25 protein-coding genes and 1 tRNA gene are annotated in these 25,982 nt (G+C 72.7%); 15 read left to right on the top strand and 11 right to left on the bottom strand.

Going from position 1 to position 25,982, the window contains the following annotated elements; genetic code table 11:
• Window positions 1-75 precede the first annotated feature (75 nt).
• The 5 genes from ACQKM2_RS08430 (at window position 76) to ACQKM2_RS08410 (ending at window position 6,280) form a co-directional block, all read left to right on the top strand.
• On the top strand, window positions 76-984 hold the full coding sequence (locus tag ACQKM2_RS08430) for a siderophore-interacting protein (protein ID WP_427707634.1): 909 nt from the start codon (window positions 76-78) through the stop codon (window positions 982-984).
• A gap of 155 nt (window positions 985-1,139) precedes the next feature.
• Window positions 1,140-2,630, top strand: coding sequence for a pyridoxal phosphate-dependent decarboxylase family protein (locus ACQKM2_RS08425; RefSeq protein WP_427707632.1), 1,491 nt, complete (start codon window positions 1,140-1,142; stop codon window positions 2,628-2,630).
• Window positions 2,614-3,915, top strand: coding sequence for a lysine N(6)-hydroxylase/L-ornithine N(5)-oxygenase family protein (locus ACQKM2_RS08420; RefSeq protein ID WP_427707630.1), 1,302 nt, complete (start codon window positions 2,614-2,616; stop codon window positions 3,913-3,915). Before ACQKM2_RS08425 ends, ACQKM2_RS08420 begins: the two co-directional genes overlap by 17 nt.
• The gene (locus tag ACQKM2_RS08415) at window positions 3,912-4,502 is read left to right on the top strand and encodes a GNAT family N-acetyltransferase (RefSeq protein ID WP_427707628.1); all 591 of its coding nucleotides are present in this window, start codon (window positions 3,912-3,914) and stop codon (window positions 4,500-4,502) included. Before ACQKM2_RS08420 ends, ACQKM2_RS08415 begins: the two co-directional genes overlap by 4 nt.
• The gene (locus ACQKM2_RS08410) at window positions 4,499-6,280 is read left to right on the top strand and encodes an IucA/IucC family protein (protein WP_427707625.1); all 1,782 of its coding nucleotides are present in this window, start codon (window positions 4,499-4,501) and stop codon (window positions 6,278-6,280) included. The genes ACQKM2_RS08415 and ACQKM2_RS08410 overlap by 4 nt, the downstream gene beginning before the upstream one ends.
• 127 nt (window positions 6,281-6,407) lie before the next feature.
• Here ACQKM2_RS08410 and ACQKM2_RS08405 read toward each other — a convergent pair whose 3' ends face one another.
• Window positions 6,408-8,030 (bottom strand): YrhB domain-containing protein, encoded by a 1,623-nt coding sequence (locus ACQKM2_RS08405; RefSeq protein WP_427707623.1) that lies wholly within the window; start codon window positions 8,028-8,030, stop codon window positions 6,408-6,410.
• A gap of 88 nt (window positions 8,031-8,118) precedes the next feature.
• Window positions 8,119-9,699: a beta-N-acetylhexosaminidase gene (locus tag ACQKM2_RS08400; protein WP_427707620.1), complete on the bottom strand. Its 1,581-nt coding sequence runs from the start codon at window positions 9,697-9,699 to the stop codon at window positions 8,119-8,121.
• Between the two features lie 63 nt (window positions 9,700-9,762).
• Here ACQKM2_RS08400 and ACQKM2_RS08395 point away from each other — a divergent pair, with 63 nt between their 5' ends.
• The 4 genes from ACQKM2_RS08395 (at window position 9,763) to ACQKM2_RS08380 (ending at window position 13,426) form a co-directional block, all read left to right on the top strand.
• Window positions 9,763-10,647 (top strand): DUF4429 domain-containing protein, encoded by an 885-nt coding sequence (locus tag ACQKM2_RS08395; protein WP_427707618.1) that lies wholly within the window; start codon window positions 9,763-9,765, stop codon window positions 10,645-10,647.
• 106 nt (window positions 10,648-10,753) lie between these two features.
• Window positions 10,754-11,029: a hypothetical protein gene (locus tag ACQKM2_RS08390; RefSeq protein WP_427707617.1), complete on the top strand. Its 276-nt coding sequence runs from the start codon at window positions 10,754-10,756 to the stop codon at window positions 11,027-11,029.
• Window positions 11,030-11,107: 78 nt separating this feature from the next.
• Complete coding sequence (gene glmS, locus ACQKM2_RS08385) at window positions 11,108-12,925, top strand: glutamine--fructose-6-phosphate transaminase (isomerizing) (RefSeq protein ID WP_427707615.1); 1,818 nt, start codon at window positions 11,108-11,110, stop codon at window positions 12,923-12,925.
• A 75-nt stretch (window positions 12,926-13,000) separates the two neighbouring features.
• Window positions 13,001-13,426 (top strand): hypothetical protein, encoded by a 426-nt coding sequence (locus ACQKM2_RS08380; RefSeq protein ID WP_427707612.1) that lies wholly within the window; start codon window positions 13,001-13,003, stop codon window positions 13,424-13,426.
• An 82-nt stretch (window positions 13,427-13,508) separates the two neighbouring features.
• On the opposite strand, the gene ACQKM2_RS08375 is transcribed toward ACQKM2_RS08380, so the two are convergent.
• Window positions 13,509-14,075, bottom strand: coding sequence for an acetate uptake transporter (locus ACQKM2_RS08375; protein ID WP_362461763.1), 567 nt, complete (start codon window positions 14,073-14,075; stop codon window positions 13,509-13,511).
• A gap of 99 nt (window positions 14,076-14,174) precedes the next feature.
• Window positions 14,175-14,705 carry a universal stress protein gene (locus ACQKM2_RS08370; protein WP_007264195.1) on the bottom strand — a complete coding sequence of 177 codons (531 nt, stop codon included), beginning with the start codon at window positions 14,703-14,705 and terminating at the stop codon, window positions 14,175-14,177.
• 416 nt (window positions 14,706-15,121) lie between these two features.
• Here ACQKM2_RS08370 and ACQKM2_RS08365 point away from each other — a divergent pair, with 416 nt between their 5' ends.
• From ACQKM2_RS08365 to ACQKM2_RS08350, 4 genes are all read left to right on the top strand, one after another.
• Window positions 15,122-15,508: a hypothetical protein gene (locus tag ACQKM2_RS08365; protein ID WP_427707780.1), complete on the top strand. Its 387-nt coding sequence runs from the start codon at window positions 15,122-15,124 to the stop codon at window positions 15,506-15,508.
• A 376-nt stretch (window positions 15,509-15,884) separates the two neighbouring features.
• On the top strand, window positions 15,885-17,057 hold the full coding sequence (locus ACQKM2_RS08360; RefSeq protein ID WP_427707609.1) for a helix-turn-helix domain-containing protein: 1,173 nt from the start codon (window positions 15,885-15,887) through the stop codon (window positions 17,055-17,057).
• Between the two features lie 78 nt (window positions 17,058-17,135).
• Window positions 17,136-17,738 carry an oligoribonuclease gene (orn, locus tag ACQKM2_RS08355; RefSeq protein ID WP_427707607.1) on the top strand — a complete coding sequence of 201 codons (603 nt, stop codon included), beginning with the start codon at window positions 17,136-17,138 and terminating at the stop codon, window positions 17,736-17,738.
• Between the two features lie 94 nt (window positions 17,739-17,832).
• Window positions 17,833-17,905 (top strand) — tRNA-His (locus ACQKM2_RS08350).
• Between the two features lie 108 nt (window positions 17,906-18,013).
• On the opposite strand, the gene ACQKM2_RS08345 is transcribed toward ACQKM2_RS08350, so the two are convergent.
• A complete protein-coding gene (locus ACQKM2_RS08345; RefSeq protein ID WP_427707605.1) occupies window positions 18,014-19,006 on the bottom strand; it encodes a LacI family DNA-binding transcriptional regulator in 993 nt (330 codons plus the stop codon).
• Window positions 19,007-19,165: 159 nt separating this feature from the next.
• On the opposite strand from ACQKM2_RS08345, the gene ACQKM2_RS08340 reads away from it, so the two are divergent.
• A complete protein-coding gene (locus tag ACQKM2_RS08340; RefSeq protein WP_427707604.1) occupies window positions 19,166-20,485 on the top strand; it encodes an MFS transporter in 1,320 nt (439 codons plus the stop codon).
• Here ACQKM2_RS08340 and ACQKM2_RS08335 read toward each other — a convergent pair.
• The 4 genes from ACQKM2_RS08335 to ACQKM2_RS08320 form a co-directional block, all read right to left on the bottom strand.
• Window positions 20,430-20,729 carry a hypothetical protein gene (locus tag ACQKM2_RS08335; protein WP_427707602.1) on the bottom strand — a complete coding sequence of 100 codons (300 nt, stop codon included), beginning with the start codon at window positions 20,727-20,729 and terminating at the stop codon, window positions 20,430-20,432. The genes ACQKM2_RS08340 and ACQKM2_RS08335 overlap by 56 nt on opposite strands.
• Window positions 20,730-20,826: 97 nt before the next feature.
• Window positions 20,827-21,507: an NADPH-dependent F420 reductase gene (locus ACQKM2_RS08330; protein ID WP_427707600.1), complete on the bottom strand. Its 681-nt coding sequence runs from the start codon at window positions 21,505-21,507 to the stop codon at window positions 20,827-20,829.
• 192 nt (window positions 21,508-21,699) lie between these two features.
• Window positions 21,700-23,067 carry a sensor histidine kinase gene (locus ACQKM2_RS08325; protein ID WP_427707598.1) on the bottom strand — a complete coding sequence of 456 codons (1,368 nt, stop codon included), beginning with the start codon at window positions 23,065-23,067 and terminating at the stop codon, window positions 21,700-21,702.
• A 16-nt stretch (window positions 23,068-23,083) separates the two neighbouring features.
• Complete coding sequence (locus tag ACQKM2_RS08320; protein WP_427707596.1) at window positions 23,084-23,773, bottom strand: response regulator transcription factor; 690 nt, start codon at window positions 23,771-23,773, stop codon at window positions 23,084-23,086.
• Window positions 23,774-23,851: 78 nt separating this feature from the next.
• On the opposite strand from ACQKM2_RS08320, the gene ACQKM2_RS08315 reads away from it, so the two are divergent.
• Window positions 23,852-24,409, top strand: coding sequence for a hypothetical protein (locus ACQKM2_RS08315; RefSeq protein WP_427707594.1), 558 nt, complete (start codon window positions 23,852-23,854; stop codon window positions 24,407-24,409).
• Window positions 24,410-24,422: 13 nt separating this feature from the next.
• On the opposite strand, the gene ACQKM2_RS08310 is transcribed toward ACQKM2_RS08315, so the two are convergent.
• The gene (locus ACQKM2_RS08310; RefSeq protein WP_427707592.1) at window positions 24,423-25,307 is read right to left on the bottom strand and encodes a spermidine synthase; all 885 of its coding nucleotides are present in this window, start codon (window positions 25,305-25,307) and stop codon (window positions 24,423-24,425) included.
• Window positions 25,308-25,332: 25 nt separating this feature from the next.
• On the bottom strand, window positions 25,333-25,749 hold the full coding sequence (locus ACQKM2_RS08305) for a hypothetical protein (RefSeq protein ID WP_427707590.1): 417 nt from the start codon (window positions 25,747-25,749) through the stop codon (window positions 25,333-25,335).
• Window positions 25,750-25,982 lie beyond the last annotated feature (233 nt).

Below are 25,982 nucleotides of genomic sequence, written 5' to 3'. Positions count from 1 at the left end.
CCCGGCCTCCGGCACTGACCGCCCGGCACCACACCCGCCGCCGGCGCCCATTCGAATCCCAGGGGGGACTCGCGCATGACCGCCACCGCATCCGAGGCCGAACAGGCCGTGGCGCACTTCCGCTTCTTCACGATGGAAGTGCTGCGCACGCGCCGCCTCGGCCACTCGTTCCTGCGCGTCACCTTCGGCGGTGAATCCCTGGCGGACTTCAGATCCGGCGGGTACGACCAGAGCCTCTCGCTCTTCCTGCCGGTCGGGAACGCCGAGCACACCGAACTGCCGTCCACCGACGAGGACACCTGGTTCGGGGCCTGGCGCGCGATGCCGGACGAGGACCGCCCGGTGATGCGCTCGTACACCGTGCGCGAGCAGCGGCGTACGGACGAGGGCGTGGACGAGGTCGACATCGACTTCGTCCTGCACGGGGACGCCTCGCCCGCCTCCCGCTGGGCGGGCAGGGCCGTCACCGGCCGCCGGATCATGGCGATCGGGCCGGCCGTCGCGGAGAACAAGTCCGTGCGCTTCCAGCCCCCGGCCGCCACCGACGCCTTCCTGATGTACGCGGACGAGACGGCCCTGCCCGCCGCCGCCTCGATCCTGGACCGGCTCCCGGCCGGCGCGAAGGTCAGGGCCTGGTTCGAGGTCCCGCACGCGGACGACCGGCTGGCCCTGCGCACCGCCGCCGACGCGGACATCACCTGGATCGTGCGCGAGAAGGGCGCGTCCGGCCCCGGCCGGGCGGGCCGCGTGGTGGAGGAGATGCGGGAGGCCGGACTGCCCGCGGCCGAGGCCCCGTACGCCTGGCTGGCGGGCGAGGCCGGCACGATCCGAGTCGTACGCCGCCACCTGGTGCAGGAACGTTCCCTCGACCGGCGCGCGGTGCGCTTCACCGGTTACTGGCGACTCGGCGCGAGCGAGGAGCAGCTGCTCGCCGAGGCGTACGCGGGCAAGGCCCCGAGCGAGGACCCGGCGTCCGAGCTCTAGGCACAACGCCCGTGCCGTGCACGGAATTTCACACGGGAGGCCCCGGCATTCGCCGGGGCCTCCCGCATTTGTGATCGAATTAAGGTTAGGCTAACCTAACTCTCGCACCCCAAGCCTCACCCGTCCCCCCGCTTCCCCTGCCCGGAGGAAAGTTGATGCGCTCGCATCTGCTCAACGAGACGACCGCGGACCTCTACCGGCGCTCCGTCACCGAGGGCGTCGACCGCGTCGCCGCCAAACTCGCCACGACCGAGCGGCCCCACACCGGCATATCCGTCGACGAACTCGCCCCGGTCATCAACGGGATCGACCTCGACAAGCCGCTCGGCGACGCCACCGCCGCCCTGGACGAGCTGGAGGACGTCTACCTCCGCGACGCCGTCTACTTCCACCACCCGCGCTACCTGGGCCACCTCAACTGCCCGGTGGTCATCCCCGCGGTGGTCGGCGAAGCGGTCCTGTCGGCCGTCAACTCCTCCCTCGACACCTGGGACCAGTCCATCGGCGGCACGCTCATCGAGCGCCGCCTGATCGAGTGGACCGCCCGCCGCATCGGCCTCGGCGAGGGCGCGGACGGCATCTTCACCTCCGGCGGCAGCCAGTCGAACTTCCACGCCCTGCTCCTGGCCCGCGACGAGGCCTGCCGGACCGTGATGAAGCGCGCCCTCGACGCCGGCACCGAGCTCACCAAGGCCGAACTGCTGCCGAAGCTGCGCATCCTCACCTCCGAGGCCAGCCACTTCAGCGTCCAGAAGTCCGCCGCCATGCTGGGCCTCGGCTACGAGGCCGTCATCTCCGTGCCCGTCGACCGCAACCGCCGCATGGACACCTCGGTCCTGGCCCTGGAGCTGGAGAGCTGCGCCGCCGAGGGCCTCTTCCCGATGGCCGTCGTCGCCACCGCCGGCACCACCGACTTCGGGTCCATCGACCCGCTCCCCGAGATCGCCCGCCTGGCCGACGAGCACTCCGCGTGGATGCACGTGGACGCCGCCTACGGCTGCGGACTGCTGGTCTCCCCCACCCGCCGGCACCTCCTCGACGGCATCGAGAAGGCCGACTCGGTCACCGTCGACTACCACAAGTCGTTCTTCCAGCCCGTGAGCTCCAGCGCGATGCTGGTCCGCGACCGCGACACCCTCAAGCACGCCACGTACCACGCGGACTACCTCAACCCGCGCCGGATGGCCGAGGAGCGGATCCCGAACCAGGTCGACAAGTCCATCCAGACCACGCGCCGGTTCGACGCCCTCAAGCTCTGGATGACCCTGCGGATCATGGGCGCCGACGGTGTCGGCTCCCTCTTCGACCAGGTCGTCGACCTCGCCGCCGCCGGCTACGACGTCATCGCGGCCGACCCGCGCTTCGAGGTCGTCGTCGAGCCCCAGATCTCCACGCTCGTCTTCCGCTACCTGCCCGCCGGCGAGACGCGCGCCGACCTCGTCGACGAGGCCCAGCTGCACGCCCGCAAGGCCCTGTTCGCCTCCGGTGAGGCCGTCGTCGCCGGCACCAAGGTGGACGGGAAGCAGTACCTGAAGTTCACCCTCCTCAACCCGCAGACCACGACGGCCGACATCGCGGCCGTCCTCGACCTCCTCGCCGCACACGCCGAGCAGTTCCTGGGAGAATCCCTTGCCGTCCACCGCTAAGCCCCACGACTTCATCGGCATCGGCCTGGGTCCCTTCAACCTGGGACTCGCCTGCCTGACCGCGCCGATCGACGAGCTCGACGGGCTGTTCATCGAGTCGAAGCCGCACTTCGAGTGGCACGCCGGGATGTTCCTGGACGGCGCACACCTGCAGACGCCGTTCATGTCGGACCTGGTCACCCTCGCCGACCCGACCTCGCCCTTCTCCTTCCTGAACTACCTGAAGGACAAGGACCGGCTGTACTCCTTCTACATCCGGGAGAACTTCTACCCGCTGCGCGCCGAGTACAACGACTACTGCCGCTGGGCCGCCGACCGGCTCGACAACGTCCTGTACTCCACCTCCGTCACCGAGGTGACCTACGACGAGGCCGCCGGCGTGTACGAGGTCCGCACGGACCGCGGCGAGACCCACCGGGCCCGCCGCCTGGTCCTGGGCACCGGCACCCCGCCGCACGTCCCGGCGTCCTGCGAGAACCTCGGCGGGGACTTCCTGCACAACTCCTCGTACATGCAGCACAAGGAGTCCCTCCAGAAGAAGAAGTCGATCACCCTGATCGGCTCGGGCCAGAGCGCCGCCGAGATCTACTACGACCTCCTCGCCGAGATCGACGTACACGGCTACCAGCTCAACTGGGTCACCCGCTCCCCGCGCTTCTTCCCGCTGGAGTACACCAAGCTCACGCTGGAGATGACCTCCCCGGAGTACGTGGACTACTTCCACGCCCTCCCCGAGGAGACCCGCTACCGGCTGGAGAGCCAGCAGAAGAACCTCTTCAAGGGCATCGACGGCGACCTCATCAACGCCATCTTCGACCTGCTCTACCAGAAGAAGGTCACCATGCCGGGCACGGTCCCCACGACCCTGCTCACCAACACCTCCCTGAACAGCACGGCGTACGACACCACCACGGGCACGTACACGCTGGGCCTGCGCCAGGAGGAGCAGGAGCGGGACTTCGCCCTCACCACCGAAGGCCTGGTCCTGGCCACGGGCTACAAGTACGTGGCGCCGGAGTTCCTCGCCCCCGTCCACGACCGGCTGAACTTCGACGGCCACGGGCGCCTCGACGCCGGCCGGAACTACGCCGTCGACGTCACCGGCCGCGGGGTGTACCTCCAGAACGGCACCACCCACAACCACTCCCTCACCTCGCCCGACCTGGGCATGGCCGCGTACCGCAACGCGTACATCGTCGGTGAGCTCCTCGGCCGCGAGTACTACAAGGTCGAGAAGTCCATCGCGTTCCAGCAGTTCGCGGCCCCGGAAGGCATGCACGCATGAGCACCACCCCTGAACTCCTCTTCGCCCGCACCGACGCGGCCCTCGGGACCTTCTCCATCCGTCCCCTGGACCCCTTCGGGGACGCGGAACTCCTGCACGGCTGGGTGACCCACCCGAAAGCCTCGTTCTGGATGATGCAGGAAGCCTCCCTCACCGAGGTCGAGCGCGAGTACGTGCGCATCACCGCGCACGAGGACCACCACGCCTTCATCGGCCTCCACGAGGGCCGCCCGGCCTTCCTGATGGAGAGCTACGACCCCTCGAAGCTGGAGCTGGTCGGCCTGTACGACGCGCAGCCCGGCGACGTCGGCATGCACTTCCTGGTGGCCCCCTCGGACACCCCCATATCCGGCTTCACCCGCGCGGTGATCACCACCGTCATGGCCTCCCTCTTCGCCGACCCGGCGACGGAGCGCGTCGTCGTCGAGCCGGACGTCCGCAACAAGGCCGTCCACGCCCTCAACGAGGCCGTCGGCTTCGTCCCCGAAGGCCCGGTCCAGAAGCCGGAGAAGGAAGCCCTGCTCAGCTTCTGCACCCGCGCCCAGTTCGAGGCGGCCACCGCCCTCACGACGGGAGTCCCGGCATGAGCCTCGCCGACGCCGTCTCCCACCTCTCCCCCGAGCTGTGGGCCCGCGCCAACCGCGCCCTGGTCCGCAAGGCCCTCGCCGAGTTCTCCCACGAGCGCCTGCTGACGCCCGAGCCGCTGGGCGGGGACCTCTACCGCGTCCGCAGCGACGACGGCACGGTCGAGTACCGCTTCCGCTCGGCCCTGCACGCCCTGGACCACTGGGCGGTGGACGAGGAGTCCGTCACCCGCCACGGCAACGGCACCGAGCTCCCGCTCGACGCCCTGGACTTCCACATCGAACTCCAGCAGACCCTGGGCCTGAGCGCGGAGGTCCTGCCGGTCTACCTGGAGGAGATCTCCTCCACCCTGGCCGGCACGGGCTTCAAATACACCAAGCCCCAGCTCTCCTCCGCCACCCTCGCGAAGTCCACCTTCCAGGACATCGAGACGGGCATGACGGAGGGCCACCCCTGCTTCGTCGCCAACAACGGCCGGCTGGGCTTCGGCGTGCACGAGTACCTCGCGTACGCCCCGGAGACGGCGAGCCCGGTCCACCTGGTGTGGGTCGCCGCCCGCAAGGACGTCTCCACCTTCACGGCGGGCGCCGGCCTGGACCACGACGCCTTCATGCGCGAGGAGCTGGGCGAGGACGCCCTCACCCTCTTCGCGGCGAAGATGGCCTCCCTGGGCCTGGACCTGGCGGACTACCACCTCCTGCCCGTCCACCCCTGGCAGTGGTGGAACAAGACCACGGTCACCTTCGCGGCCGAGATCGCCAACCGCCGCCTGGTCCTGCTGGGCGAAGGCTCCGACGCCTACCTCGCGCAGCAGTCGATCCGCACCTTCTTCAACACCACCACCCCGACGAAGCACTACGTCAAGACGGCCATCTCCGTCCTCAACATGGGCTTCATGCGCGGCCTGTCCGCCGCCTACATGGAGGCCACGCCGGCCATCAACGACTGGCTGCACCAGCTGATCGAGTCGGACGAGGTCCTGCAGTCGGTCGACTTCTCGATCATCCGCGAGCGCGCGGCTATCGGCTACCACCACCGCCAGTACGAGCGCGCGACGAACCGCTACTCGCCGTACCGCAAGATGCTGGCCGCCCTGTGGCGCGAGTCCCCGGTGAACTCCCTGCGCGACGGCGAGCGCCTGGCCACGATGGCCTCGCTCCTCCACGTCGACGCGGACGGCAAGTCCTTCGTCGGCGCCCTGATCGCCGAATCGGGCCTCACCCCGGCGGAATGGCTGAAGCCCTACCTCCGCGCCTACCTGCTCCCCCTGCTGCACTGCTTCTACCAGTACGACCTCGCGTACATGCCGCACGGCGAGAACACGATCCTGGTGATCAAGGACGGCGTCGTCCAGCGGGCGATCTTCAAGGACATCGCCGAGGAGATCGTGGTCATGGACCCGGACGCGGTCCTCCCGCCGGCGGTGGAGCGCGTCCGCGCGGACATCCCGGAGGACATGAAGCTGCTGTCGGTCTTCACGGACGTCTTCGACTGCTTCTTCCGCTTCCTCGGCTCGATCCTCGTGTCCGAGGGCATCTGCACGGAGGAGGTGTTCTGGAAGGCGGTGGCGGACTGCGCCCACGACTACCAGGACTCGGCGCCCGCCCTGGCGGACCGCTTCGCGCAGTACGACCTGTTCGCGGAGGAGTTCCAGCTGTCCTGCCTGAACCGCCTCCAGCTGCGCAACAACAAGCAGATGGTCGACCTCGCCGACCCGGCGGCGGCCCTCCAGCTGATCGGCACCCTCAAGAACCCCGTCGCGCCCTTCGCGCGGCGGTGATCAAAGGAGGCGGGTGCGGCTTCGATACGGTCCCTCGAAGCCGCACCCGCCCCCCAGCCCCGACGCCGGGGCCGCGAAGCCCAAGGCCCTCTTCGCGGCCCCGGCGTCAGGCCGTCCCGGGCCTCCTTCAGCGGTAGCGGACGACCCGGACCCCGGACTCCCGGAGCCCGTCGAGGCTCCTGAACTCCTCCGCCGAACCGTCCACGAGCCCCACGAAGCCGGCCTCGGAACGCAGACCGGTGAGCAGCAGACCGGTGGACTCCCGCCCCCGCCCGTCCAGCCGGCGCACCCACACCAGGGCGCGGCCCCCGGCAGGCAGGGCCGCGAGCGCCTGGACGGAGGCGGCGACCGTCGGGAACTCGGACACCTGCATGACCGGCCCCAGCTGCCCCATCGTCGAGGCGAACCAGTCGGCCTTCCCCGGCTCGGGCGTGGGCCCGGCCGCCTCGCCCCGGTCCCAGCGGGCGAAGAACCCCCACGGGTCGGAGTTGGGCAGCAGGAACGGCGCCCCCGGCCCCTTCGGCACCACCAGCGCGGCGTCGAGCATCGAGTGCCGCCAGTCCCCCGTCCGCAGCGCGGCGGTGGTCTGGCAGGCGAACAGCCAGCCCCGGACCGTCTCGTCCGCCGGATCAGGCGCCACCAGCTCGACGGGCACCTCGTACACCTGCCCCAACCACGCCTCGGCCTTCGCCCGCGCCGCCCCGAAGTCCTCGGCGGACTGCGGCGCCCCGGGCCGGAACCGCGCGAACACCAGCTCCAGCACGCTCGCGGTGTCGAGCCGGGCGAGCCCGCCGGTCATGCCGTCGAGAAACACCACACTGCCGTCGTTGTTGTGCACGTACAGCAGGTGCCCGCTGACCTCGGTGCCGCCGATCGCCCGGCGCACCCACACCACGCCCTGGGTGTCCGACCCGGTCTCCTGGGCCCGCCGGATCACCTCGTCCCAGCTCCCGCACCGCAGCTGCTCGGCGGTCGGGAAGTACCGCTTGAGCAGCAGCTCCCACCACCCGGGCGCCTCGTGCGAGGGACTCCAGGGCAGCGGACTCGACGGCGCCCCGGCGATGGCGGCGGCCACGGCGACGACACAGCCCCGCGAGTTCAGCCGCCGGGCCTGGGTCTCGCGGTCCGGCTCGACTCCGGTCCGGGTGTAGGCCGCCGCGTCCCCCCACGGGTCGTCCGAGGCCGGGTGGAAGGGCTCTCCGTCATCCTTGGGCACCACGACGGAGGCGGTCAGCATGGGTGTCCGCGGGTAGCCCGGCTGCTCGATCGTCCTGCAGGCGAACAGCCAGGTGCCCGCGTCCTCGGCCACCGGCTCGATCCCCACCAGCTCGACGAGCCCGCGATAGGTGTCCAGAAGCCACTCGAGCGCCTGCTGCCACGGCTCGGCCCTGACGGTCCTCCCCTTGCCCGCGGTCTCCCAGCCTCCGTGGCGCGCGAAGGCGAGGTAATCGTCGATCGGCATGTGGCTCGGCGGGAAGTGGACCGGCGCCCCGTCCTTGGGTACGAGCACCACCTTCGTCATGGGCCCCGCCCACGGGTCCCCCGTGTCGATGCTCTCCTGTGAATCGACCCTGATGATCCAGGCCAGCTCATGCTCTTCGCTGAGCTCCGGCTGCATGACGAGCGTCCACGGCCCGTCGGAGAACGCGTGCTCGGCAAGGGGCCTGGCCGCCTCGACGGCCTCGTTCAACGTGAGCGGCCGCGCGGCCGGCGCCGCCCGCAGTTGAGCCCACTCCTCGTCAGATCCCACCCGCAACTACCCCCTTGGCTCCCGCCGGCCGGCCTCGACCGCTTCCGCAGATCGTTGCACGGGCCGGCGACAGCCCCGTCGGCGGCGGCTACTCCCAGGGCACCTCCGGTGCCCGGTAGTACGCCGTGTCCTGGGCGGCCAGGCGGGGGGACTGGGCTGCCAGGCGGGAGCGGTACGCGGGCCAGTCCAGGGACGCGGCCGGGGACCAGCCGAGTTCCGCGATGCCGAGGAGGCGGGGGAAGGCCATCAGTTCCCAGTCGGCTCGGGTGGCGATGGTCTCCGTCCACAGGGGGGCCTCCACACCCAGGACCGCGGACTCGGGGACGTCCGGGAGGTGGGTGCCCGGGTTCCAGGAGTAGGAGCGCTGCACCGGGACGTAGCCGGCCCAGGCCAGGCCCGGCTTCGTCTCCTTGTCGTACTTCATGTCCAGGTAGGCGCGGTCCGCCGGGGAGAGGATCAGCGGGTGGCCCGCGCGGGCGGCCGCCGCGACCGCCGACTTCTCCGCCGCCGCCGTCTTGTCGGTCCCCCAGTACTGGAGGACCGCGCCCGGTGCCGGGCGGGCGTTCGCGAGCTGGTGCCAGGCCACCACCGTCTTGCCGTGCCTGGCCACCACCGCCTGGGCGCGGTCCATGAAGGCCGTGTAGTCCGCCGCCGGGGTGGAGTGGGCCTCGTCGCCGCCGATGTGGAGGTAGCGGCCGGGGGTGAGGGCGGCCAGTTCGCCGAGGACGTCGTCGATGAACTCGTACGTGCGCTCCTTGCCGACGCACAGCGAGCTGAAGCCGACCTTGATCCCGGTGTAGCGCTCGGGGGCCCTGCCGTCGCAGTTCAGCTCCGCGTAGGAGGCCAGGGCGGCGTTGACGTGGCCGGGCATGTCGATCTCCGGGACCACGTCGACGTAGCGGCGGGCCGCGTAGGCGACGAGGTCCCGGTACTCGTCCTTGGTCCAGTGGCCGCCCGGGCCGCCGCCGACCTCGCTGCCGCCGCCGTACGCCGCCAGGCGCGGCCAGGAGTCGACGGCGATGCGCCAGCCCTGGTCGTCGGTGAGGTGCACGTGCAGGGTGTTGATCTTGTACTGGGCGAGCTGGTCGACGTACCGCTTGACCTGTTCGAGGGGGAAGTGGTGGCGGGCGATGTCGACCATCGCGCCCCGGTACGCGAAGCGCGGCGCGTCCGTGACGTCGCCCCCCGGGACCTCGCCCGCGCCCCGCACCGGCAGCAGCTGCCGCAGCGTCTGCCCGCCGCGGAAGAGGCCCGCCGGGGCGTACGCGGTCAGGGTGACCCCGGAGGGGGTGGTCCGCAGCCGGTAGCCCTCCGCGCCCAGCTCCCGGGCCCGGGTGTCCAGCCGCAGCCGGATCCCGTCCCCCTCCTCCCCGTCGACCACCGGCAGCGGCAGCCCGCCTGCCGCGCGCAGCTGCTCCGCGAGGAGCTCGCCGACCTGCCGCACCTCCTCCGGGGAGCCCGGCCCGGTACGGATGACCGTGCCCGGCCCGAAGGCGTACCCGGCACCGCCCGAGGCCCGCGCGGAGACCGGCGCCGGCAGGAGCCGTTCGTAGGGGGTGAGGACGGCGGAAGCGTGCGGGGGCTTGGCGTCGTCGCCGCGGGCCGGCGTGCAGGAGACGGCGGTACCCAGGACGAGGAGGGCGGCGAGCGTGCGGCGCAGGGCTCTCATCCGCCCAGGTATAGGCCAAACGGCCCCCACTCGGGCCGCACATGGCGGTGGGAGAATCACCGGATGGCGGAAATCATCCAGAAGGACGGTACTTGGACCTTCGACGGGGACACGGTGCGCATCGTGCCGGGCCGCGACAAGGGGGTGGGGCTGCTCCGGCAGCACCTGGGCGAGGTGGTCGTGCCGCTGCGCGCGATCGGGGGGATCAGCTACGAGCCGGGGCGCAAGGCGGGCCGGCTGCGGCTGCGGCTGCGGGACGGGGCGGACCCGCTGGTACAGGTGACGGGCGGGCGGCTGCCGGAGGCCTCGGACCCGTACCGGCTGTCGGTGGAGTCGGACCGCAGCGGCGTCGCGGAGTACTTCGTGGACGAGGTCCGCAACGCCCTGCTGCTGGACCAGGTGGATCCGGGGCCGTGCGACGCGTACCTGATGCCGGGGCCGCCGGTGCCGCTGTCGTTCGGCGCGGGTGACGCCACGGCCTCCTTCGACGGCGACCGGGTGGTGCTGGACTGGAACTGGACCACGGAGGAGGCCAAGCGCTCGGGCGGCCCGTGCGAGTTCCGGGTCGCGGACGTGCGCACGGTGGACTGGTCCCCCTCGAAGGGCCTGGACAACGGGTGGCTGCGGTTCACCCTGGAGGGCGCCCCTCCCGCGTCCGCGCCCAAGTACGACCGCTGCACGGTGGAGCTCTTCGGCTTCAAGAAGGACCCGCTGATGGCGCTGGTCGCGGCGGCCGTGGCGGTACGGATGCCCCATCCGGCGGCTCCCGCTCCCGAGCCGGCGCGGCCGCTGCCTCTCGCGGACGCGGCCCCGGCGCTGGCGGGCGAGCCCGCGGACCACGACACCCTGCTGCGGCGGCTGCGCGAGGTGGGCGAGCTGCACCAGTCGGGGATCCTCACCGCCGACGAGTTCTCGGCGGCGAAGGCGGCGATTTTGGGTCGTTTCTGACCACGGAGTACCGGAATATCCCCTTCCCTGGTCCAGACCAGCTAGATCCTGCCCGATATCGGGCAGGATCTTTGCGTTTCACTCCTTGGACAGTCAATATCTACTGGTGCTCGATCGCCGCTCGTCGCATGACGACCTCGTCGACCACCTGGTGCGCAGCACCGCGCTGCAGCGCGGAGAAGCCGCCCGGGTGGTACTGGACGTGCTCGCCTACTTCAACGAGACGACGGAGGAGTTCGTCCGCCGCCGCCACCGCGAGCTGCAGTCGGGAGGCGCGGTCAACGCCGAGATCTTCGAGCGGATCGCGGCCGAACTGCCGCACCGCGCCGTGGCGCCACCGGAGCTCTCGCTCCGGCAGCTGCGCCGCATCGTCTACGGCTGACAGGGGCCGGGACGGCGCGCCCGGACGGGCCGCGCGGGGAAGAGCACGACCACCGAACCTCAGGAGGGGCAACACCGTATGTGCGGAATCGTCGGTTACATCGGCAAGCGCGACGTGGCGCCGCTGCTGCTCGAAGGCCTGGCACGACTGGAGTACCGCGGATACGACTCCGCCGGCATCGTCGTCAACAGCCCGAAGGCCGCCGCGCTGAAGATGGTCAAGGCGAAGGGCCGCGTCCGCGACCTGGAGGCCCGCGTCCCCAAGCGCTTCGCCGGCACCACCGGCATCGCCCACACCCGCTGGGCCACCCACGGCGCCCCGAGCGACACCAACTCGCACCCGCACCTGGACCCCGAGAACAAGGTCGCCGTCGTCCACAACGGCATCGTCGACAACGCCGCCGAGCTGCGCACCAAGCTGGAGGCCGAGGGCGTCGTCTTCGCGTCCGAGACCGACACCGAGGTGATCACCCACCTGATCGCCCGCTCCCAGGCCGACAGCCTGGAGGAGAAGGTCCGCGAGGCGCTCAAGGTCATCGAGGGCACCTACGGCATCGCCGTCATGCACGCCGACTTCGCCGACCGCATCGTCGTCGCCCGCAACGGCTCCCCGGTCATCCTCGGCATCGGCGAGAAGGAGATGCTCGTCGCCTCCGACGTGGCCGCCCTGATCGCGCACACCCGCCAGGTCGTGACCCTCAACGACGGCGAGATGGCCACCCTCAAGGCCGACGACTTCCGCACCTACACCACCAGCGGTACGACGACCACCGCCACCCCGGAGACCGTGGAGTGGGAGGCCGCCTCCTACGACATGGGCGGCCACGACACCTACATGCACAAGGAGATCTCCGAGCAGCCCGACGCGGTCGACCGCGTGCTGCGCGGCCGGATCGACGACCGCTTCAACACCGTCCACCTGGGCGGCCTGAACCTGGACCCGCGCGAGGCGCGCGGCATCCGCCGGGTCAAGATCCTGGGCTGCGGCACCTCGTACCACGCCGGTCTGATCGGCGCCGGCCTCATCGAGAGCATGGCCCGCATCCCCGCCGACGCCGAGCCGGCCTCCGAGTTCCGCTACCGCAACCCGGTCGTGGACCCCGACACCCTGTACATCGCCGTCTCCCAGTCGGGCGAGACGTACGACGTGCTCGCGGCCGTCCAGGAGCTCAAGCGCAAGGGCGCCCGCGTCCTCGGCGTGGTCAACGTGGTCGGCTCCGCGATCGCCCGCGAGGCCGACGGCGGCGTGTACGTGCACGCCGGCCCCGAGGTCTGCGTCGTCTCCACCAAGTGCTTCACCAACACGGTGGTGGCCTTCGCGCTGCTCGCCGTGCACCTCGGCCGGATCCGGGACCTGTCGGTCACCGACGGCAAGCGGATCATCGACGGCCTGCGCAAGCTGCCCGCGCAGATCGAGGAGATCCTCAAGGGCGAGGAGGACATCAAGCGCCTCGCCGCCGAGTACGCCGACGCCAAGTCGATGATGTTCATCGGCCGCGTCCGGGGCTACCCGGTCGCCCTGGAGGCCTCCCTCAAGCTGAAGGAGATCTCCTACATCCACGCCGAGGCCTACCCGGCCTCCGAGCTGAAGCACGGCCCGCTCGCCCTCATCGAGCCGGCCATGCCGACGGTCGCGATCGTCCCGGACGACGACCTGCTGGAGAAGAACCGCGCGGCGCTGGAGGAGATCAAGGCCCGCAGCGGCCGGATCCTGGCCGTCGCCCACCGCGAGCAGGAGAAGGCCGACCACACCATCCTCGTGCCCAAGAACGAGGACGAGCTGGACCCGATCCTGATGGGCATCCCGCTCCAGCTGCTGGCGTACCACACCGCCCTGGCCCTGGGCCGGGACATCGACAAGCCGCGCAACCTGGCGAAGTCCGTCACGGTCGAGTAGTCACCGCAGCGCACGTGCGACGGCCCCCGGGGAACCCCCCGGGGGCCGTCCCCCTTCCCCCGAAAGAGGAGCCCCATGACCACGCCCGGCCGCTTCGAGGAACTGATGGCCGAGGCCACGGCCGCCACCGGCCGGTTCGGCCACCGCGAGCACGTCCACCTGACCTGGCTGGCCGTACGCCGCCACGGGGCGGCGGCGACCGTGGACCTGGTCGGCGAGGGGATCCTGCGCACCGCGACCCGGGCGGGCGTGCCGGGCAAGTTCCACGCGACCCTCACCCGCCTCTGGGTGGAGCTGGTGGGCCATCGCGCGGCGCAGCCGGGGCCGGCGGGGCGGGAACCCGCCCAGGACTTCGAGGAGTTCGCCGCCCTCTTCCCCGAACTGCTGGACAAGGAGCTGCCGAAGCGCTTCTACAGCTCCGAGCTGCTCGGCTCCGAGCAGGCGAGGACGGCCTGGACCGAGCCCGACCTGGCTCCGCTCCCGTGGCGGGCGGGCGCCTGACGGCGGGGACCCCGGGCACGTGGAAGGGGTGCCACCGGAACTCCGGTGGCACCCCTTCGCGCTCCCGCGCGGTCCGGGCCCGTCAGCCCGCGGCGACCGCCCGTCCGGAGCTCCTGCCCAGCGCCATCGGCCAGTTGGCCAGCGCGGCCGTGGCCCCGTACCAGGCCAGCAGCCCGGACACGGCCGCGACCCAGCCGCCCGCCTTGGCCAGACCGGCGCTGTCCGCGAACGCGGCTATCGCCAGCAGGAGGAGGGAGAGGGTCAGCAGGGCGTAGACGCCCTGGCCGAACAGCCCGCTCGACGCGGCGAGCGTCAGGGTCAGCGCGAGCATCGCGAAGAGGACCAGAAACGTTCCGGCCGCCTCGTCGGAGACCGAGGCACCCGCGCCCTTGGCCCAGGTGAACCAGAAGATGCCGAGGCCCGCGAAGGCGGTGCCGTTGAACCCGTTGCCGCCGCGGTACTCCAGGAGGCCGAGGAGGAAGAGGGCCGCGCCGCCGACGTACATGGCGAGCGACACGGAGTTGGCGGCGGTCACGCCCGAGAGGACACCCGTGTGGCCGATACCGAACGCGAGAAGGGTGAGACCCAGGGCGATGTTCCCCAGGGTCGAAGTCGAGGCCGTGCTTCCCGCAGAGACACCATTGTCCACGGCGGGCTCCCTTCGATCTGCAGTTGTTTGCTGCGTCCCAGCAGCATTTATCTACCCTTTACAAGGGGGTTCACAACCGCACAATCGGCATACAGTGGGTTACGGAATGACAACAACGGGTCGCTGCGCCCGCTTCGCCAGCCGCCCCGCGACCGAGCCGAAGATCCGGCCGACGATCCCGTGGGTGGAGCCCACCACGATGGCGTCCGCCGAGTACTCCCGGCCGACCTCCTCCAGCTCGTGGCAGATGTCACCCCCGCGCTCGACGAGGATCCACGGCACCTCGGACAGGTAGTCCGCGCAGGCCAGCTCCAGACCGAGCACCTCGGTGCGGTGGTCGGGGACGTCCACGAAGACGGGCGGCTCGCAGCCGGCCCACACCGTGGTGGGCAGCCGGTTCGCGACGTGCACGATGATCAGACCGGAACCGGAGCGCCGGGCCATGCCGATCGCGTAGGCCAGGGCGCGCTCACTGGACGTGGAGCCGTCGAAGCCCACCACCACGCCGTGCCGGAAGGCCGGGTCGCAGGGATGGCGCGTCTGTTCCACCGCGCGCAGGTCGCTCGATACGGAATCGGCGAGGTGCTTGCGCTTGCGGTCCGCGGGTTCGGGGAATTCGTGACCGGCCATGATGTCTCGGGGAGGAGTCCTCGGGGGAAGCGACAGGGACGGTTTCGGCGACTCGGATCTTCTGACGACGGAGGCCCGCACCACGAGCGTTTTTGACGACGCAGCGTGACCGGACTCCGTCCTGGAAGCATCTTTCCAAGCCCTTACCCACCAGGGTACGGCGACACTCCTGTCCTGCACAGGGCATGCCGCCCTTGGAGAGCGTCCCAGGGAGCATGCCGGAGCGCGGGCGCCTTGGCAATGGCAGCTGTCCCCTACAGCCAGTGACGAGAGGCCCTTGCGCCACCCGTGCGCGCAGTGACCGAGGCCCGTACCGGGGCGTTGGACAAGAGTCCGACCGTCCAGGAAGAGCCCGCAGGGAGTACGCCGTGCCCGGCCATCCGGTTCACCCCGTCCAGCCCGTCCAGCCCGCTCCGATGACGCGGTCCGCCCGGTCCGCCCGGTCCGCGCCGTCCTCCGCGCGCGCTCCGCTTCACCCGTCCGTGCAGTCCGCCGGACGGGTGCACGACGACCCGGCGGGTGACGTGGTGCGCTGGGCGGCCTTCAGCTGCCTGCTCGTGCCGGTCGTCCTGGTGGTCTACGGGACCTCGTACGGCGGGGCCGCCGTGGCGACCCTGGGGCTGACGGCCGTCACGGCCGCCTGCCGGGTGCTGCTGCGGCACTCGGAGAAGACCGAGCGGGCCGCGGCCCGCGTCCTGTCGGAGGATCCGCTTCCGTCCGGGCACCGCGGCCGGCACTCCCGCACCGGGGCCGGTTCGCACCGCGGTTGCCACGGTTCCGGCGGCACATCCCCTCACGACTGACCGATTCGCACGTACACACCCGGTTGTTTTCAGCCAACTTCCGGACCCTGTGCTTCCCTTGCCGGAATGTCCCCCCAACCCCCCTACCACCAGCGACTACGGGCGACAGGGGACGATTCGACCCCATGAGTACTGGCCACGGCCGGATCGCGGGCTTCCCCGTCGGGTAGCGGAGTGGAACGCTTCCTGATCGAATGCTTTTCGCCAAGTTGCCAAGTCGACATAGCGCTGCGTGCTGAACTTGTCACGCCGACACCACGGGACGCAGTAGATTCGATCATGTATTTACGGCGGGGGATCCACGTGCAAGGCCGAGGGGAAACGTGCAGGTGCGACCAGACCAAGGAGTCGCGACACCCAAGGGGGGCTTAGCGCCATGAGCCAGGATTCCACCGCCGCTGTCGTCGCAGACGCGGGCCGGAAGCTCGCGGGGCGTCGTCGCAGGGAGATCGTCGCCGTGCTGCTGTTCAGCGGCGGGCCGATCTTCGAGAGTTCCATTCCGCTGTCCGTGTTCGGGATCGACCGGCAGGACGCGGGAGTTCCACGCTACCGACTGCTCGTGTGCGCCGGGGAGGACGGTCCGCTGCGGACCACCGGCGGACTCGAACTGACCGCGCCGTACGGGTTGGAGGCGATCGCCCGGGCAGGCACGGTCGTCGTTCCGGCCTGGCGCTCCATCACCTCACCGCCGCCGCCGGAAGCGCTCGACGCGCTGCGGCTGGCGCACGAGGAAGGCGCCCGGATCGTCGGCCTGTGCACGGGAGCCTTCGTGCTCGCCGCCGCCGGGCTGCTGGACGGCCGGCCCGCGACGACGCACTGGATGTACGCGCCGACGCTGGCCAAGCGCTACCCGTCCGTCCACGTCGACCCGCGCGAGCTGTTCGTCGACGACGGCGACGTGCTGACGTCCGCGGGCACCGCGGCCGGAATCGACCTGTGCCTGCACATCGTGCGCACCGACCACGGCAGCGAGGCGGCCGGGGCCCTGGCCCGCAGGCTCGTCGTCCCGCCGCGCCGCACCGGCGGCCAGGAGCGCTACCTCGACCGGTCGCTGCCCGAGGAGATCGGCGCCGACCCGCTCGCCGAGGTCGTCGCCTGGGCACTGGAGCACCTCCACGAGCAGTTCGACGTGGAGACGCTGGCCGCCCGCGCCTACATGAGCAGGCGCACCTTCGACCGGCGGTTCCGCTCGCTCACCGGCAGCGCGCCGCTCCAGTGGCTGATCACCCAGCGGGTGCTCCAGGCACAGCGGCTCCTGGAGACCTCCGACTACTCGGTCGACGAGGTCGCCGGACGCTGCGGCTTCCGCTCGCCGGTAGCCCTGCGCGGCCACTTCCGGCGGCAGCTGGGCTCCTCCCCGGCCGCCTACCGCTCCGCCTACCGCGCCCGCCGGCCCCAGGCCGACGCGCCGGTGTCGGAGATGCAGGGCTCGCCGGTGCCGCACCAGCGCACCCCGCAGCCCCAGCGGGCCGCGGCGGCCCTGGCCGCCTCCGGCCCGAGCGTGACCGAGCTGTACGCCCCGAGCCGGGTGCTGCGCGAGCACGCGTAGCCGTCCGCGGACGAGCGAGGAGGTCCCCTGCACCGGTAGAGCACCGGTGCAGGGGACCTTCGGCATAAGGTGGGGCGCATGAACGATCGCATGGTGTGGATCGACTGCGAGATGACCGGGCTCTCGCTGACGGACGACGCACTTATCGAGGTGGCCGCACTGGTCACCGACTCGGAGCTCAACGTGCTCGGCGAAGGCGTGGACATCGTGATCCGCCCGCCGGACGCTGCCCTGGAGACCATGCCGGACGTGGTGCGCGAGATGCACACCGCCTCCGGCCTGCTCGACGAGCTGGCCGCCGGCACGACCCTCGCCGACGCCGAGGCCCAGGTCCTGGCGTACGTGCGGGAGCACGTGAAGGAACCGCGCAAGGCCCCGCTGTGCGGAAACTCGGTCGGCACCGACCGCGGGTTCCTCTCGCGCGACATGCCCGCGCTGGAGAGCCACCTGCACTACCGGATCGTGGACGTGTCCTCGGTGAAGGAACTGGCGCGCCGCTGGTACCCGCGCGCCTACTTCAACAGCCCGCCCAAGAACGGCAACCACCGGGCGCTCGCGGACATCAAGGAGTCCATCGCCGAGCTGCGCTACTACCGGGAGGCGGTCTTCGTGCCGCAGCCCGGACCCGACTCGGACACCGCCCGCACCATCGCCGCCAAGCACGTGGTGGCGGACGAGTAGTCCCTCCGGAGGGGGGCGCAGGGGAAAGGTGGAGCGAGCACCCTCCAACACCCTGTACCCTTTTCTTCGGCCGGTCGTTCTGCGACCGGACATGGTGGGTGTAGCTCAGCTGGTAGAGCACCTGGTTGTGGTCCAGGTGGCCGCGGGTTCAAGTCCCGTCACTCACCCTGCGGGAAGGCCCCGGTACGCGGAAGCGGACCGGGGCCTTCTGCGTTTCCGCCACACCCCACGGCCCCGGCCCCACGCTCCTGGCCCCACGGTCCTGGCTCCCCTGCCTACGTCGACCCGCGGACGATCAGCTCCGCCGGCAGGACGATCTCCTCCCGCTCCCGGGAGCCGCCGCCCGAGATCCGGGCCAGCAGCAGCCGGGCCATGGTCCGGCCCAGCTCCTCCGCGGGCGGCCGCACGCTGGTCAGCGGCGGGTCCAGGTGCCGGGCCAGCGCCGAGTCGCCGAAGCCCACCAGCGCCACGTCCTGCGGCACCCGCCGCCCGGCCGCGCGCAGCTCCCGCCGGGCACCCGCCGCCAGCAGGTCGGAAGCGGCGAAGACGGCGTCCAGGGCGGGCCGGCGCTCCAGCAGCTCCCGCATGGCCCGCCGGCCCCCGTCCTCGCCCGGGCCGCCGACCGCGACGAGCCGCTCGTCCGGCGGATGCCCGGCCGCGGCCAGGGCCCGCCGGTATCCCTCCAGGCGGCGCCCGGCCCCCTCGTCCCCGGGCGGGCCCGCGATGGCGGCTATCGTCCGCCGGCCCCGCCCCAGCAGGTGCCGCACCGCCTCGGCGGCGCCCCCCAGGTGGTCGCAGTCCACGCTCGGCAGCGTCCCGGCGCCCGACCCGCGGCCACCGACCACCGCCGGGATCCCCGGCGGCGGCTCCACCGCGCCCGACGCCGGCAGCAGCACCCCGTCGACCCGGTGCCCGGACAGCGCCGGCGCACCGCCCCCGAGGGCGAGGACCAGCTCCACCCCGGCCCCGGCCAGCGCCTCGGCGGCACCGCGCAGCACACCGGCGAAGCAGGGCTCCGTGAGCAGGGGCGACTGCGGCTCGGGCAGCACCAGGGCGACGGCCCCGGCCCGGTCGGCGGCCAGCGCCCGGGCCGCGCGGTCGGGGACGTACCCGAGCTCGGCGACGGCGGCCTCGACGGCCGCCCTGGCGCGCTCGCTGACCCCCGGCGAGCCGTTGACCACCCGGGAGGCGGTGCCGCGCCCGACGCCGGCCCGCAGGGCGACCTCCTCCAGGGTCGGCCGTCCCCGCCCGCGCCCGTGACCGTTCATGGCTGCCTCCCGCTGCGAATCTACCCCGTGGGCGGACCCCGACGGCCCGTGCGCGCGGGGGCTTCCGAAGCGGGCGTTCCGTGGCTACCGTCACGGCCGACGGGCAACGGTGCGCGCCGGAGAAACGGGAGGGTCGGCGTGCGGCTGGAGGCTGCCCCCATGTCCCGTTCCACCACGTCCCGGCCCCGGGCCGGGACCGCTCCCGCGGGGTTCCGCGGGGTGTTCGCCCTCGGCGGGCGCGCCCTGCCCGTCCACGCCTTCCTCGCCCGGCTGCCCGCCGCGCTCTGCCCCATCGGCACGCTGCTGCTCATCAACGACCGCGACGGCATCGGCGACGCCGGCGCGGTCGCGTCGGCGCTCTGGCTGGGGCAGGCCCTGGGCGGCCCGGTCATCGGGAGGCTGGCCGACCGGCGGGGCCACCGCCCGGTGCTGCTCGTCGCCTGCGCCGCGAACTCCGCCGTGCTGTGCGCCCTGGTCGCCGCCGTGCTGGCCGGGCTGCCGCTGGCGGCCCGCATGGCGCTGGCGGTGGCGGCCGGGCTGACCGTCCCGCAGGTGGGGCCGCTGGCGCGGGCCCGGTGGGCGCGGCTGGCCGGGGAGGACCGGGCCCTGCTGGGCTCCGCGCTGTCCTTCGACACCACCCTCGACGAGGTCGGCTTCGTGGTGGGGCCGGCGCTGGCGGGGATCCTCGCGGTGACCGTGCACCCGGCCTCGGCGCTGGTGCTGGCGGCGGTCCTGATCCTGGTGTCGGGGACGCTGTTCGCCCTGCACCCGAGCGCGCCCGGGCCGGTCGCGGCGGCGGGCGCGCGGGCCGGCGTACGGCTGTGGTCGCCGGGGCTGGCCCTGCTGTTCACGATGGCCGTGCTCCAGGGAGCCGCGTTCAGCGGGGCCAACACGGGCGTCAACGCGCTGGCCGGCTCGCTCGGCGAGGGCGGGGCGGCCGGGCTGATCTGGGCCGGGATGGCGGTGACCAGCTCCGTCGCCGGCCTGGTGACCGTGGCCCGGCCCGGGAGCGCGGACCTGCCGGTGCGGCTGCGGTGGACCGTCGGGATCCAGGCGCTGCTCACCCTGCCGCTGCTCGCGGTGTCCGGGCTGTGGGGTGCGGCGGCCGCCGTGGCGGGGATCGGGCTGGCCGTGGCCCCGCACCTGATCGCGCTGTTCGGGCTGGTCGAGCGGACCGGCCCGGCGGAGCGGATGGGCGAGGCCATGACCGTGCTGGGCAGCGGCCTGATCGTCGGTCAGGCCCTCGCCGCGGCGGCGGCCGGGCCGCTGGCCGCCGCGTACGGGTACCGGGCCGCGTTCGCCGTGTCCTGCGGGGCGGTGGCCGCGTCGGCGCTGCTGGGGCTGGCGGCCGCGGGGCGGGTCCGGTTCGGGCCGTCGGCGTCGTCGGCGACGGCGACGGCGACGGCCTCGGCGGGCGCGGGCCTTACGGGGACGTCTTCATCTCGGCCAGACCCTTCGCCAGGTCTTCCGCGTTCATGACCGGGGCGACCTCCAGCTCCGCGTTGAACTGGAGGAAGAGGTCCTCCAGGAGCGGCGGCAGCTTCGCGCTGTCCTGGAGGTCGAAGACGATCCAGCAGGAACGCACGCCCTCGTGGAGGCCGAAGTAGGCCGCCTCGGGCTTGACCTTGTCCATCAGGGTCCTGATGGCCTGCGGCAGGGCCCCGCTCCTGATGCCCTCGTTGGTGGCGGCCGTGTCCATGTGGGCCCTGAGCATGACTCTCATGCGTGGCTCCTTCCGTCACGGCCACCCTCGGCGCGGGGCGGGGGCGCGGCAACATTTGCGCCCCCGTCCGGCGGAGCGGGGCGGAGCGGGGCGGCGGTCAGGCGGAGGGGGCGCCGCCGGCCGTCTGGATGTGGAAGTTGAACTCCGAGTGCCCCAGGGCGCCCATCACGCGCAGCCACACCGGGAGCAGCATCTCGGTGCCGCGCGCGGTCTCGATGCCGCCGAGGTCGAGGATGGCGCGGTCCGGCCAGCCGAAGGAGCCCAGCAGGTCGTGGACGGTCTTCTTGGCGTCGGCGTCCTCGCCGGAGAGGAAGACGGTGTGCTCGCCCGGCACCCGGGCCGGGTCCACCATGATCTGGCAGTTCATGGTGTTGAGGGTCTTGACCACGCGCAGCCGCGGGAAGGTGCGCTGGATCAGCTCGCCGAGGCTGTCGTCGTTGGCCGGGTCCAGGACGGGCGGGAAGCCCTGGGAGAAGTCCAGCGGGTTCGCGATGTCGATGAGGACCTTGCCGTCCAGGTCGGCCGGGTCGGCCTCGCCCAGGGCGTCGACGCTGACCCGGCCGCCCGTGGCGTTGACCAGGACTTCGCCGTCCCGCGCGGCCTGCGGGAAGCCCGCGAGGCCGATCGCGGGGTGGGCGGCCTGCCAGTCGGCGTACTCGGCGCGGGCGAGGGTGGACTCCGGGTCGCGGGTGCCGATGACCACCTCGTGGCCCAGGGAGGCCAGCCGGGCGGCCACCGTACGGCCGACGACGCCGGTGCCGAGAACTGCGTAGCGCATGTGGATGTCCCATCAGGATCGGTTCTGCACGTGCCGGTCGCGGGATGCGGCCGCTAAGGGGACCGGCGCGTACCGGCCCCCAACTGGCGCGATCCGTACGGTATTCCACGGCTCGGCGGAACGTCTCCGTCCAAGATCCCGGATTCCGGGGACGCCGTCGGCGCCGCCCTGGCGGGGTCCGTCCGGGGCGGATCAGGCGCCGCGCCGCTTGCGGCGGGCGCGGCGGCCGCCCTCACCGCCGCGGGCCCGGCCGTCCAGTGCGATCCACACCCGCACCTCGTTCCCGCCGAGCACCGAGCGCCCGAGCCGCACGTCGCCGCCGGTGGACTCGGCGACCCTCCGCACGATGTCCAGGCCCAGCCCCGTCGAGCCGTCGCGGGCGCCGTCGTTGCCGCGGCGCAGGGCCGCGTCCGGGTCGGCGATGCCGGGGCCGCCGTCCGAGACGAGGACGATGACGGCGTCCCCGGCGTCGTGCACGTCCACCGCGAAGGGGGTGCCCTCCGGGGTGTGCCGGAAGACGTTGCCGAGCATCGCGTCGAGCGCGGCCGCCAGCTCGGGGCGGGCCACCGGGATGCGCACGGTGCGGTCCACGCCCGCGAGCCGGACCTCGCGGCCCTCGTCCTCCGCCAGCGCCGACCAGAAGGCCATCCGGTCGCGGATCACCTCGGAGGCGTCGCAGCCGGCGGTGGCGGTGCTGGCGGGCGGGCGCTGTTCCCGGGCGGTACGGATGATCGTGTCGACCTCCCGCTCCAGCTGCTCCACCGCCGCCCGGGTGTGCTCGGCGGCCGGGCCGTCCCCCAGGGAGGCCGCGTTGAGCCGCAGCACGGTCAGGGGCGTGCGCAGCCGGTGCGAGAGGTCGGCGGCGAGCTCCCGCTCGTTGGCGAGGAGCTCCACGACCTGGTCCGCCATCGAGTTGAACGCGACGGCCGCCGAGCGGAGTTCCTTCGGGCCGTCCTCCGGCACCCGCGCCCCGAGCCTGCCCTCCCCCAGCTGGTGGGCGGCGTCCGCGAGCCGTTCGGCGGGGCGCACCAGACGGGCGCCGAGCCGGTCCGCGACGGCCACCGAGCCGACGACGAGGGCGAGTCCGACGCTGCCGAGGACCAGCCAGGCGGTGGTGACCCCGTTGCTGACCTCGCTCTCCGGTACGTAGATCTCGATGACGGCGATGTCCCCGGAGCCGAGGGCGATGGGCTGGAGCAGGGCCGAACCCCCGCCGGGGACGCGGGCGGTGGTCGCCCGGCCCAGGGAGCGGGTCTGGGCGACCGCCTGCGCGCCGGCGCGGCCGTCGCCGATGTCCACGGCCGCCGCGCCGCCGATCGCGGGGACGTGCACGGCCATCCGTCCGGCGGCGCCCATCTCGGTGGACTCCACGGCCCGGCGCAGCTGTGCGGGGTCGGTGGTGATGGAGAGGGTCGGCCCCATGGTGGCGGCCTGCCGTTCGGCGTTGGAGAAGGCCCGGTCGCTGGCCATCTCCCGCACCACCATCGCCAGCGGCACGGCGAAGGCCAGCACCACCATGGTGGTGACCGCGAGGCACACCTTGACCAGCGCCCATCTCACTGCGTCCGCCCCGCTCTCACCTCGGCGGCTCCAGTTTCACGCCGACGCCGCGCAGGGTGTGCAGGTAGCGGGGCCGGGCGGCGGTCTCGCCGAGTTTGCGGCGCAGCCAGGACAGGTGCACGTCTATGGTCTGGTCGTCGCCGTAGGACTGCTGCCAGACCTCGGCGAGCAGCTCCCGCCGGGCCACGACCACGCCGGGCCGGCCGGCGAGGAAGGCCAGCAGGTCGAACTCCCGGCGGGTGAGGTCGAGTACGGCGCCGTCGAGCTCGGCCTGGCGGCGCAGCGGGTCGATGGCGAGACCGCCCACGCGCAGGACGCGGGAGGGCGGTTCGGCGCCGGCGGCGGCCCGGGCGCGGCGCAGGACGGCGGCCATGCGGGCGGAGAGGTGCTCGACGGAGAAGGGTTTGGTCAGGTAGTCGTCGGCGCCGTCGTTGAGGAGGCGGACGATCTCGGCCTCGTCGTCGCGGGCGGTGGCGATGATGACCGGCACGTCGGTGATGCCGCGCAGCATCTTCAGGGCCTCGGAGCCGTCGAGGTCGGGCAGTCCGAGGTCGAGGATGACCACGTCGAAGCGGTTGTGGGCGACTTCGCGCAGGGCCTCCAGGGCCGTGCCGACGCTCCGCACGGTGTGGGAGGCCTCGGTCAGGTGCCGGATGAGGGCGGAACGTACGAACTGGTCGTCCTCGACCACGAGCACACTAGCCATGGGCGCACCGTAGTCCATCCGGGGGACCCGGGGAGGCGCGGGGACGCCTCTGTGACGTGTGGTGCAGTATGTGCCCTGATGCGACGAGGACCTGTACATGCCATGGCCTGGGTGCTGGCGACCGCGGCCGCCGTGACCCTGTCGTGGTGGGGTGTGCACACGGTCATGTCCGGTACGGCCTACGATCCTCCGCGCGCGGTGCCGTTGACGGTCAGGGCGCCGGACGCCGCGCCGTCGTCCTCCGCCACCCCGGGGCCGGATCCGCTGCCCTCGCCCTCCGGTTCCCCGTCCGCGTCCCCCTCGGCGTCCGCGCCGGACCGGGCCGGGGCCGCTCCCTCGCCGCCCGCGCGGTCGAAGCAGTCGCCGGCGCCCGGCCGGAGCCCGTATCCGGAGGGCGGTCAGGGCGGCGGGTCCGGCACGGTGAAGAGCTACTCGGTGTCGGGCGGCCGGGTCGTCTTCGACCTCGGGGCCACCTCGGCCGGGCTGGTCTCGGCGACGCCGGAGGCGGGCTGGCGGATGCAGGTGTGGAAGCAGGACTTCTGGATCCGGGTCACCTTCACCCAGGGCGGCCGCGAGGTGTCGGTGTTCTGCACCTGGCACGACCACCCGCCGATGGTGGAGACCGTCGACCCGTAGGGACTCGGGGACCCTAGCGGAAGACCGAGGGCGGCGGCTGCGGGGAGGGGACGGCGGAGGCGTCCTTCACCGGGGTGGCCCCGCCCGTGAAGTCGGCCAGGGCGCGGCCGTGTTCGACCCGGCCCGGGTGCGGGTCGCTCGCCACGCGGCGGGTGAACTCCGCCAGGGGCAGCTCCCGGTCGGAGGCCACCAGCACCGCATTGCCGAAACGTTTCCCCCGCCAGACGACGGGATCCGCCGCCAGCGCCAGCTCCGCGAACCGCGAGGCGGCCGTCGCGACCTGGCCCCGCAGGTGCGCGAGCGGCGGGCCGTCCGCCAGGTTGGCCACGTACCAGCCGGTGGGCACCAGCGCCCGGCGCACCTCGTCCAGGAACTCCCCGCTGGTCAGGTGGGCCGGGGTGCGCGCCCCGCTGAACACGTCCGCGATGACCAGGTCCGCCCAGCCGTCCGGCACCTTCGCGAGCCCCGCCCGCGCGTCCACGGCCCGTACGCGGATCCGCGCCTGGGGGTCCAGCGGCAGGTGTTCCCGTACGAAGGCCACCAGGGCCCCGTCCACCTCCACCACCTGCTGCGTGGAGCGGGGGCGCGCGGCGGCGGTGTAGCGGGCCAGGGTGAAGGCGCCGCCGCCCAGGTGCACCACGTTCAGGGGCTGCCGGGCGGGCGCGATCAGGTCGATGAGGTGGCCGATCCGGCGCTGGTACGCGAAGTCCAGGTACCCGGGGTCGTCCAGGTCCACGTGGGACTGCGGGGCGCCGTCGATCAGCAGGGTCCAGGCGCGCGAGCGCTCGCGGTCCGGGGCCAGCTCGGCCAGACCGCCGCCCACCTGCCCGGCGACCGGTCCGGCGGCCGGTATCGCGCCGCCCCTGCTGCCCCTGCTGCCCTTGCCTTTACCTGCCACGCCCCCATTATCGCTGGCCAGGGCATCACCGACAGTTGTCGGCCGCCTCGATCAGCCGGGCCGCCTCGCCCAGCGCCGCGCGCAGCACCTCGGGGTCGGTGACCGGCCCCACTGCATCGGGGGGCAGCAGCCAGCCCGTACCGCCCGCCGTGGGCGCGGCGGCGAGGTCGCCGAAGCGCATGCCCCGCCCGTTGGTCTGCGTACAGGCACTGCCGGGCAGGTCCCAGGCGTCGGCGGTGCCGGGCGGGACGAGGAAGCCGAGGGTGTCGCCGGAGCCGTCGTGCAGGACCGGGCCGACGCCGGGGGCGGCCAGGCCGGCGCCGCGCCGGATGATGTCCACCGCCTCCAGGCCCTGGCGGGTGGGCACGGTCACCAGGTCCGGAGCCGGGGCCGGGGAGGTCGCGCCGGGTCCGGGCGCGGTGTTCGTTCCGATGCTGTCCATGCCGGCCTCCACCAAGGGGAACCCCTCCTCGATCCGTATCCGCATGGGTTCAACGCACGGAAGCGTCAACGGGTGCGGCGGCAAGACGCCGCAAAGGATGGCAGTTCATGGCGGATCGCGGGTGAGATATCCGTTTTGTAGCCAAACACCGCGTGAAGCACCCGTCGCTGGCGGTACGTTCATGCGCGCCGGAGCCCTGACTCCGGAGCGAGACCGACAGGGATCGACGGGGT

This window comes from Streptomyces sp. NPDC004126, from assembly GCF_050275515.1.
In the GTDB taxonomy this organism is placed as follows: Bacteria; Actinomycetota; Actinomycetes; order Streptomycetales; family Streptomycetaceae; genus Streptomyces.
Note: the sequence above shows the minus strand (reverse complement) of the source record. Positions and strands in the feature narration are given on the sequence as shown.

Bases quoted from the DNA above. Each gene is read 5' to 3' on its own strand.
- ACQKM2_RS08305 (WP_427707590.1), bottom strand. From the start codon at position 25,749: ATGGACAGCATCGGAACGAACACCGCGCCCGGACCCGGCGCGACCTCC.
- ACQKM2_RS08335 (WP_427707602.1), bottom strand. From the start codon at position 20,729: ATGAGAGTCATGCTCAGGGCCCACATGGACACGGCCGCCACCAACGAG.
- ACQKM2_RS08330 (WP_427707600.1), bottom strand. From the start codon at position 21,507: ATGCGCTACGCAGTTCTCGGCACCGGCGTCGTCGGCCGTACGGTGGCC.
- ACQKM2_RS08370 (WP_007264195.1), bottom strand. From the start codon at position 14,705: ATGGCCGGTCACGAATTCCCCGAACCCGCGGACCGCAAGCGCAAGCAC.
- ACQKM2_RS08315 (WP_427707594.1), top strand. From the start codon at position 23,852: ATGCGACGAGGACCTGTACATGCCATGGCCTGGGTGCTGGCGACCGCG.
- ACQKM2_RS08400 (WP_427707620.1), bottom strand. From the start codon at position 9,699: ATGAGAGCCCTGCGCCGCACGCTCGCCGCCCTCCTCGTCCTGGGTACC.
- ACQKM2_RS08410 (WP_427707625.1), top strand. From the start codon at position 4,499: ATGAGCCTCGCCGACGCCGTCTCCCACCTCTCCCCCGAGCTGTGGGCC.
- ACQKM2_RS08365 (WP_427707780.1), top strand. From the start codon at position 15,122: ATGACGCGGTCCGCCCGGTCCGCCCGGTCCGCGCCGTCCTCCGCGCGC.
- ACQKM2_RS08360 (WP_427707609.1), top strand. From the start codon at position 15,885: ATGAGCCAGGATTCCACCGCCGCTGTCGTCGCAGACGCGGGCCGGAAG.
- ACQKM2_RS08320 (WP_427707596.1), bottom strand. From the start codon at position 23,773: ATGGCTAGTGTGCTCGTGGTCGAGGACGACCAGTTCGTACGTTCCGCC.
- ACQKM2_RS08425 (WP_427707632.1), top strand. From the start codon at position 1,140: ATGCGCTCGCATCTGCTCAACGAGACGACCGCGGACCTCTACCGGCGC.
- ACQKM2_RS08415 (WP_427707628.1), top strand. From the start codon at position 3,912: ATGAGCACCACCCCTGAACTCCTCTTCGCCCGCACCGACGCGGCCCTC.
- ACQKM2_RS08345 (WP_427707605.1), bottom strand. From the start codon at position 19,006: ATGAACGGTCACGGGCGCGGGCGGGGACGGCCGACCCTGGAGGAGGTC.
- ACQKM2_RS08340 (WP_427707604.1), top strand. From the start codon at position 19,166: ATGTCCCGTTCCACCACGTCCCGGCCCCGGGCCGGGACCGCTCCCGCG.
- ACQKM2_RS08380 (WP_427707612.1), top strand. From the start codon at position 13,001: ATGACCACGCCCGGCCGCTTCGAGGAACTGATGGCCGAGGCCACGGCC.
- orn (WP_427707607.1), top strand. From the start codon at position 17,136: ATGAACGATCGCATGGTGTGGATCGACTGCGAGATGACCGGGCTCTCG.
- glmS (WP_427707615.1), top strand. From the start codon at position 11,108: ATGTGCGGAATCGTCGGTTACATCGGCAAGCGCGACGTGGCGCCGCTG.
- ACQKM2_RS08395 (WP_427707618.1), top strand. From the start codon at position 9,763: ATGGCGGAAATCATCCAGAAGGACGGTACTTGGACCTTCGACGGGGAC.
- ACQKM2_RS08430 (WP_427707634.1), top strand. From the start codon at position 76: ATGACCGCCACCGCATCCGAGGCCGAACAGGCCGTGGCGCACTTCCGC.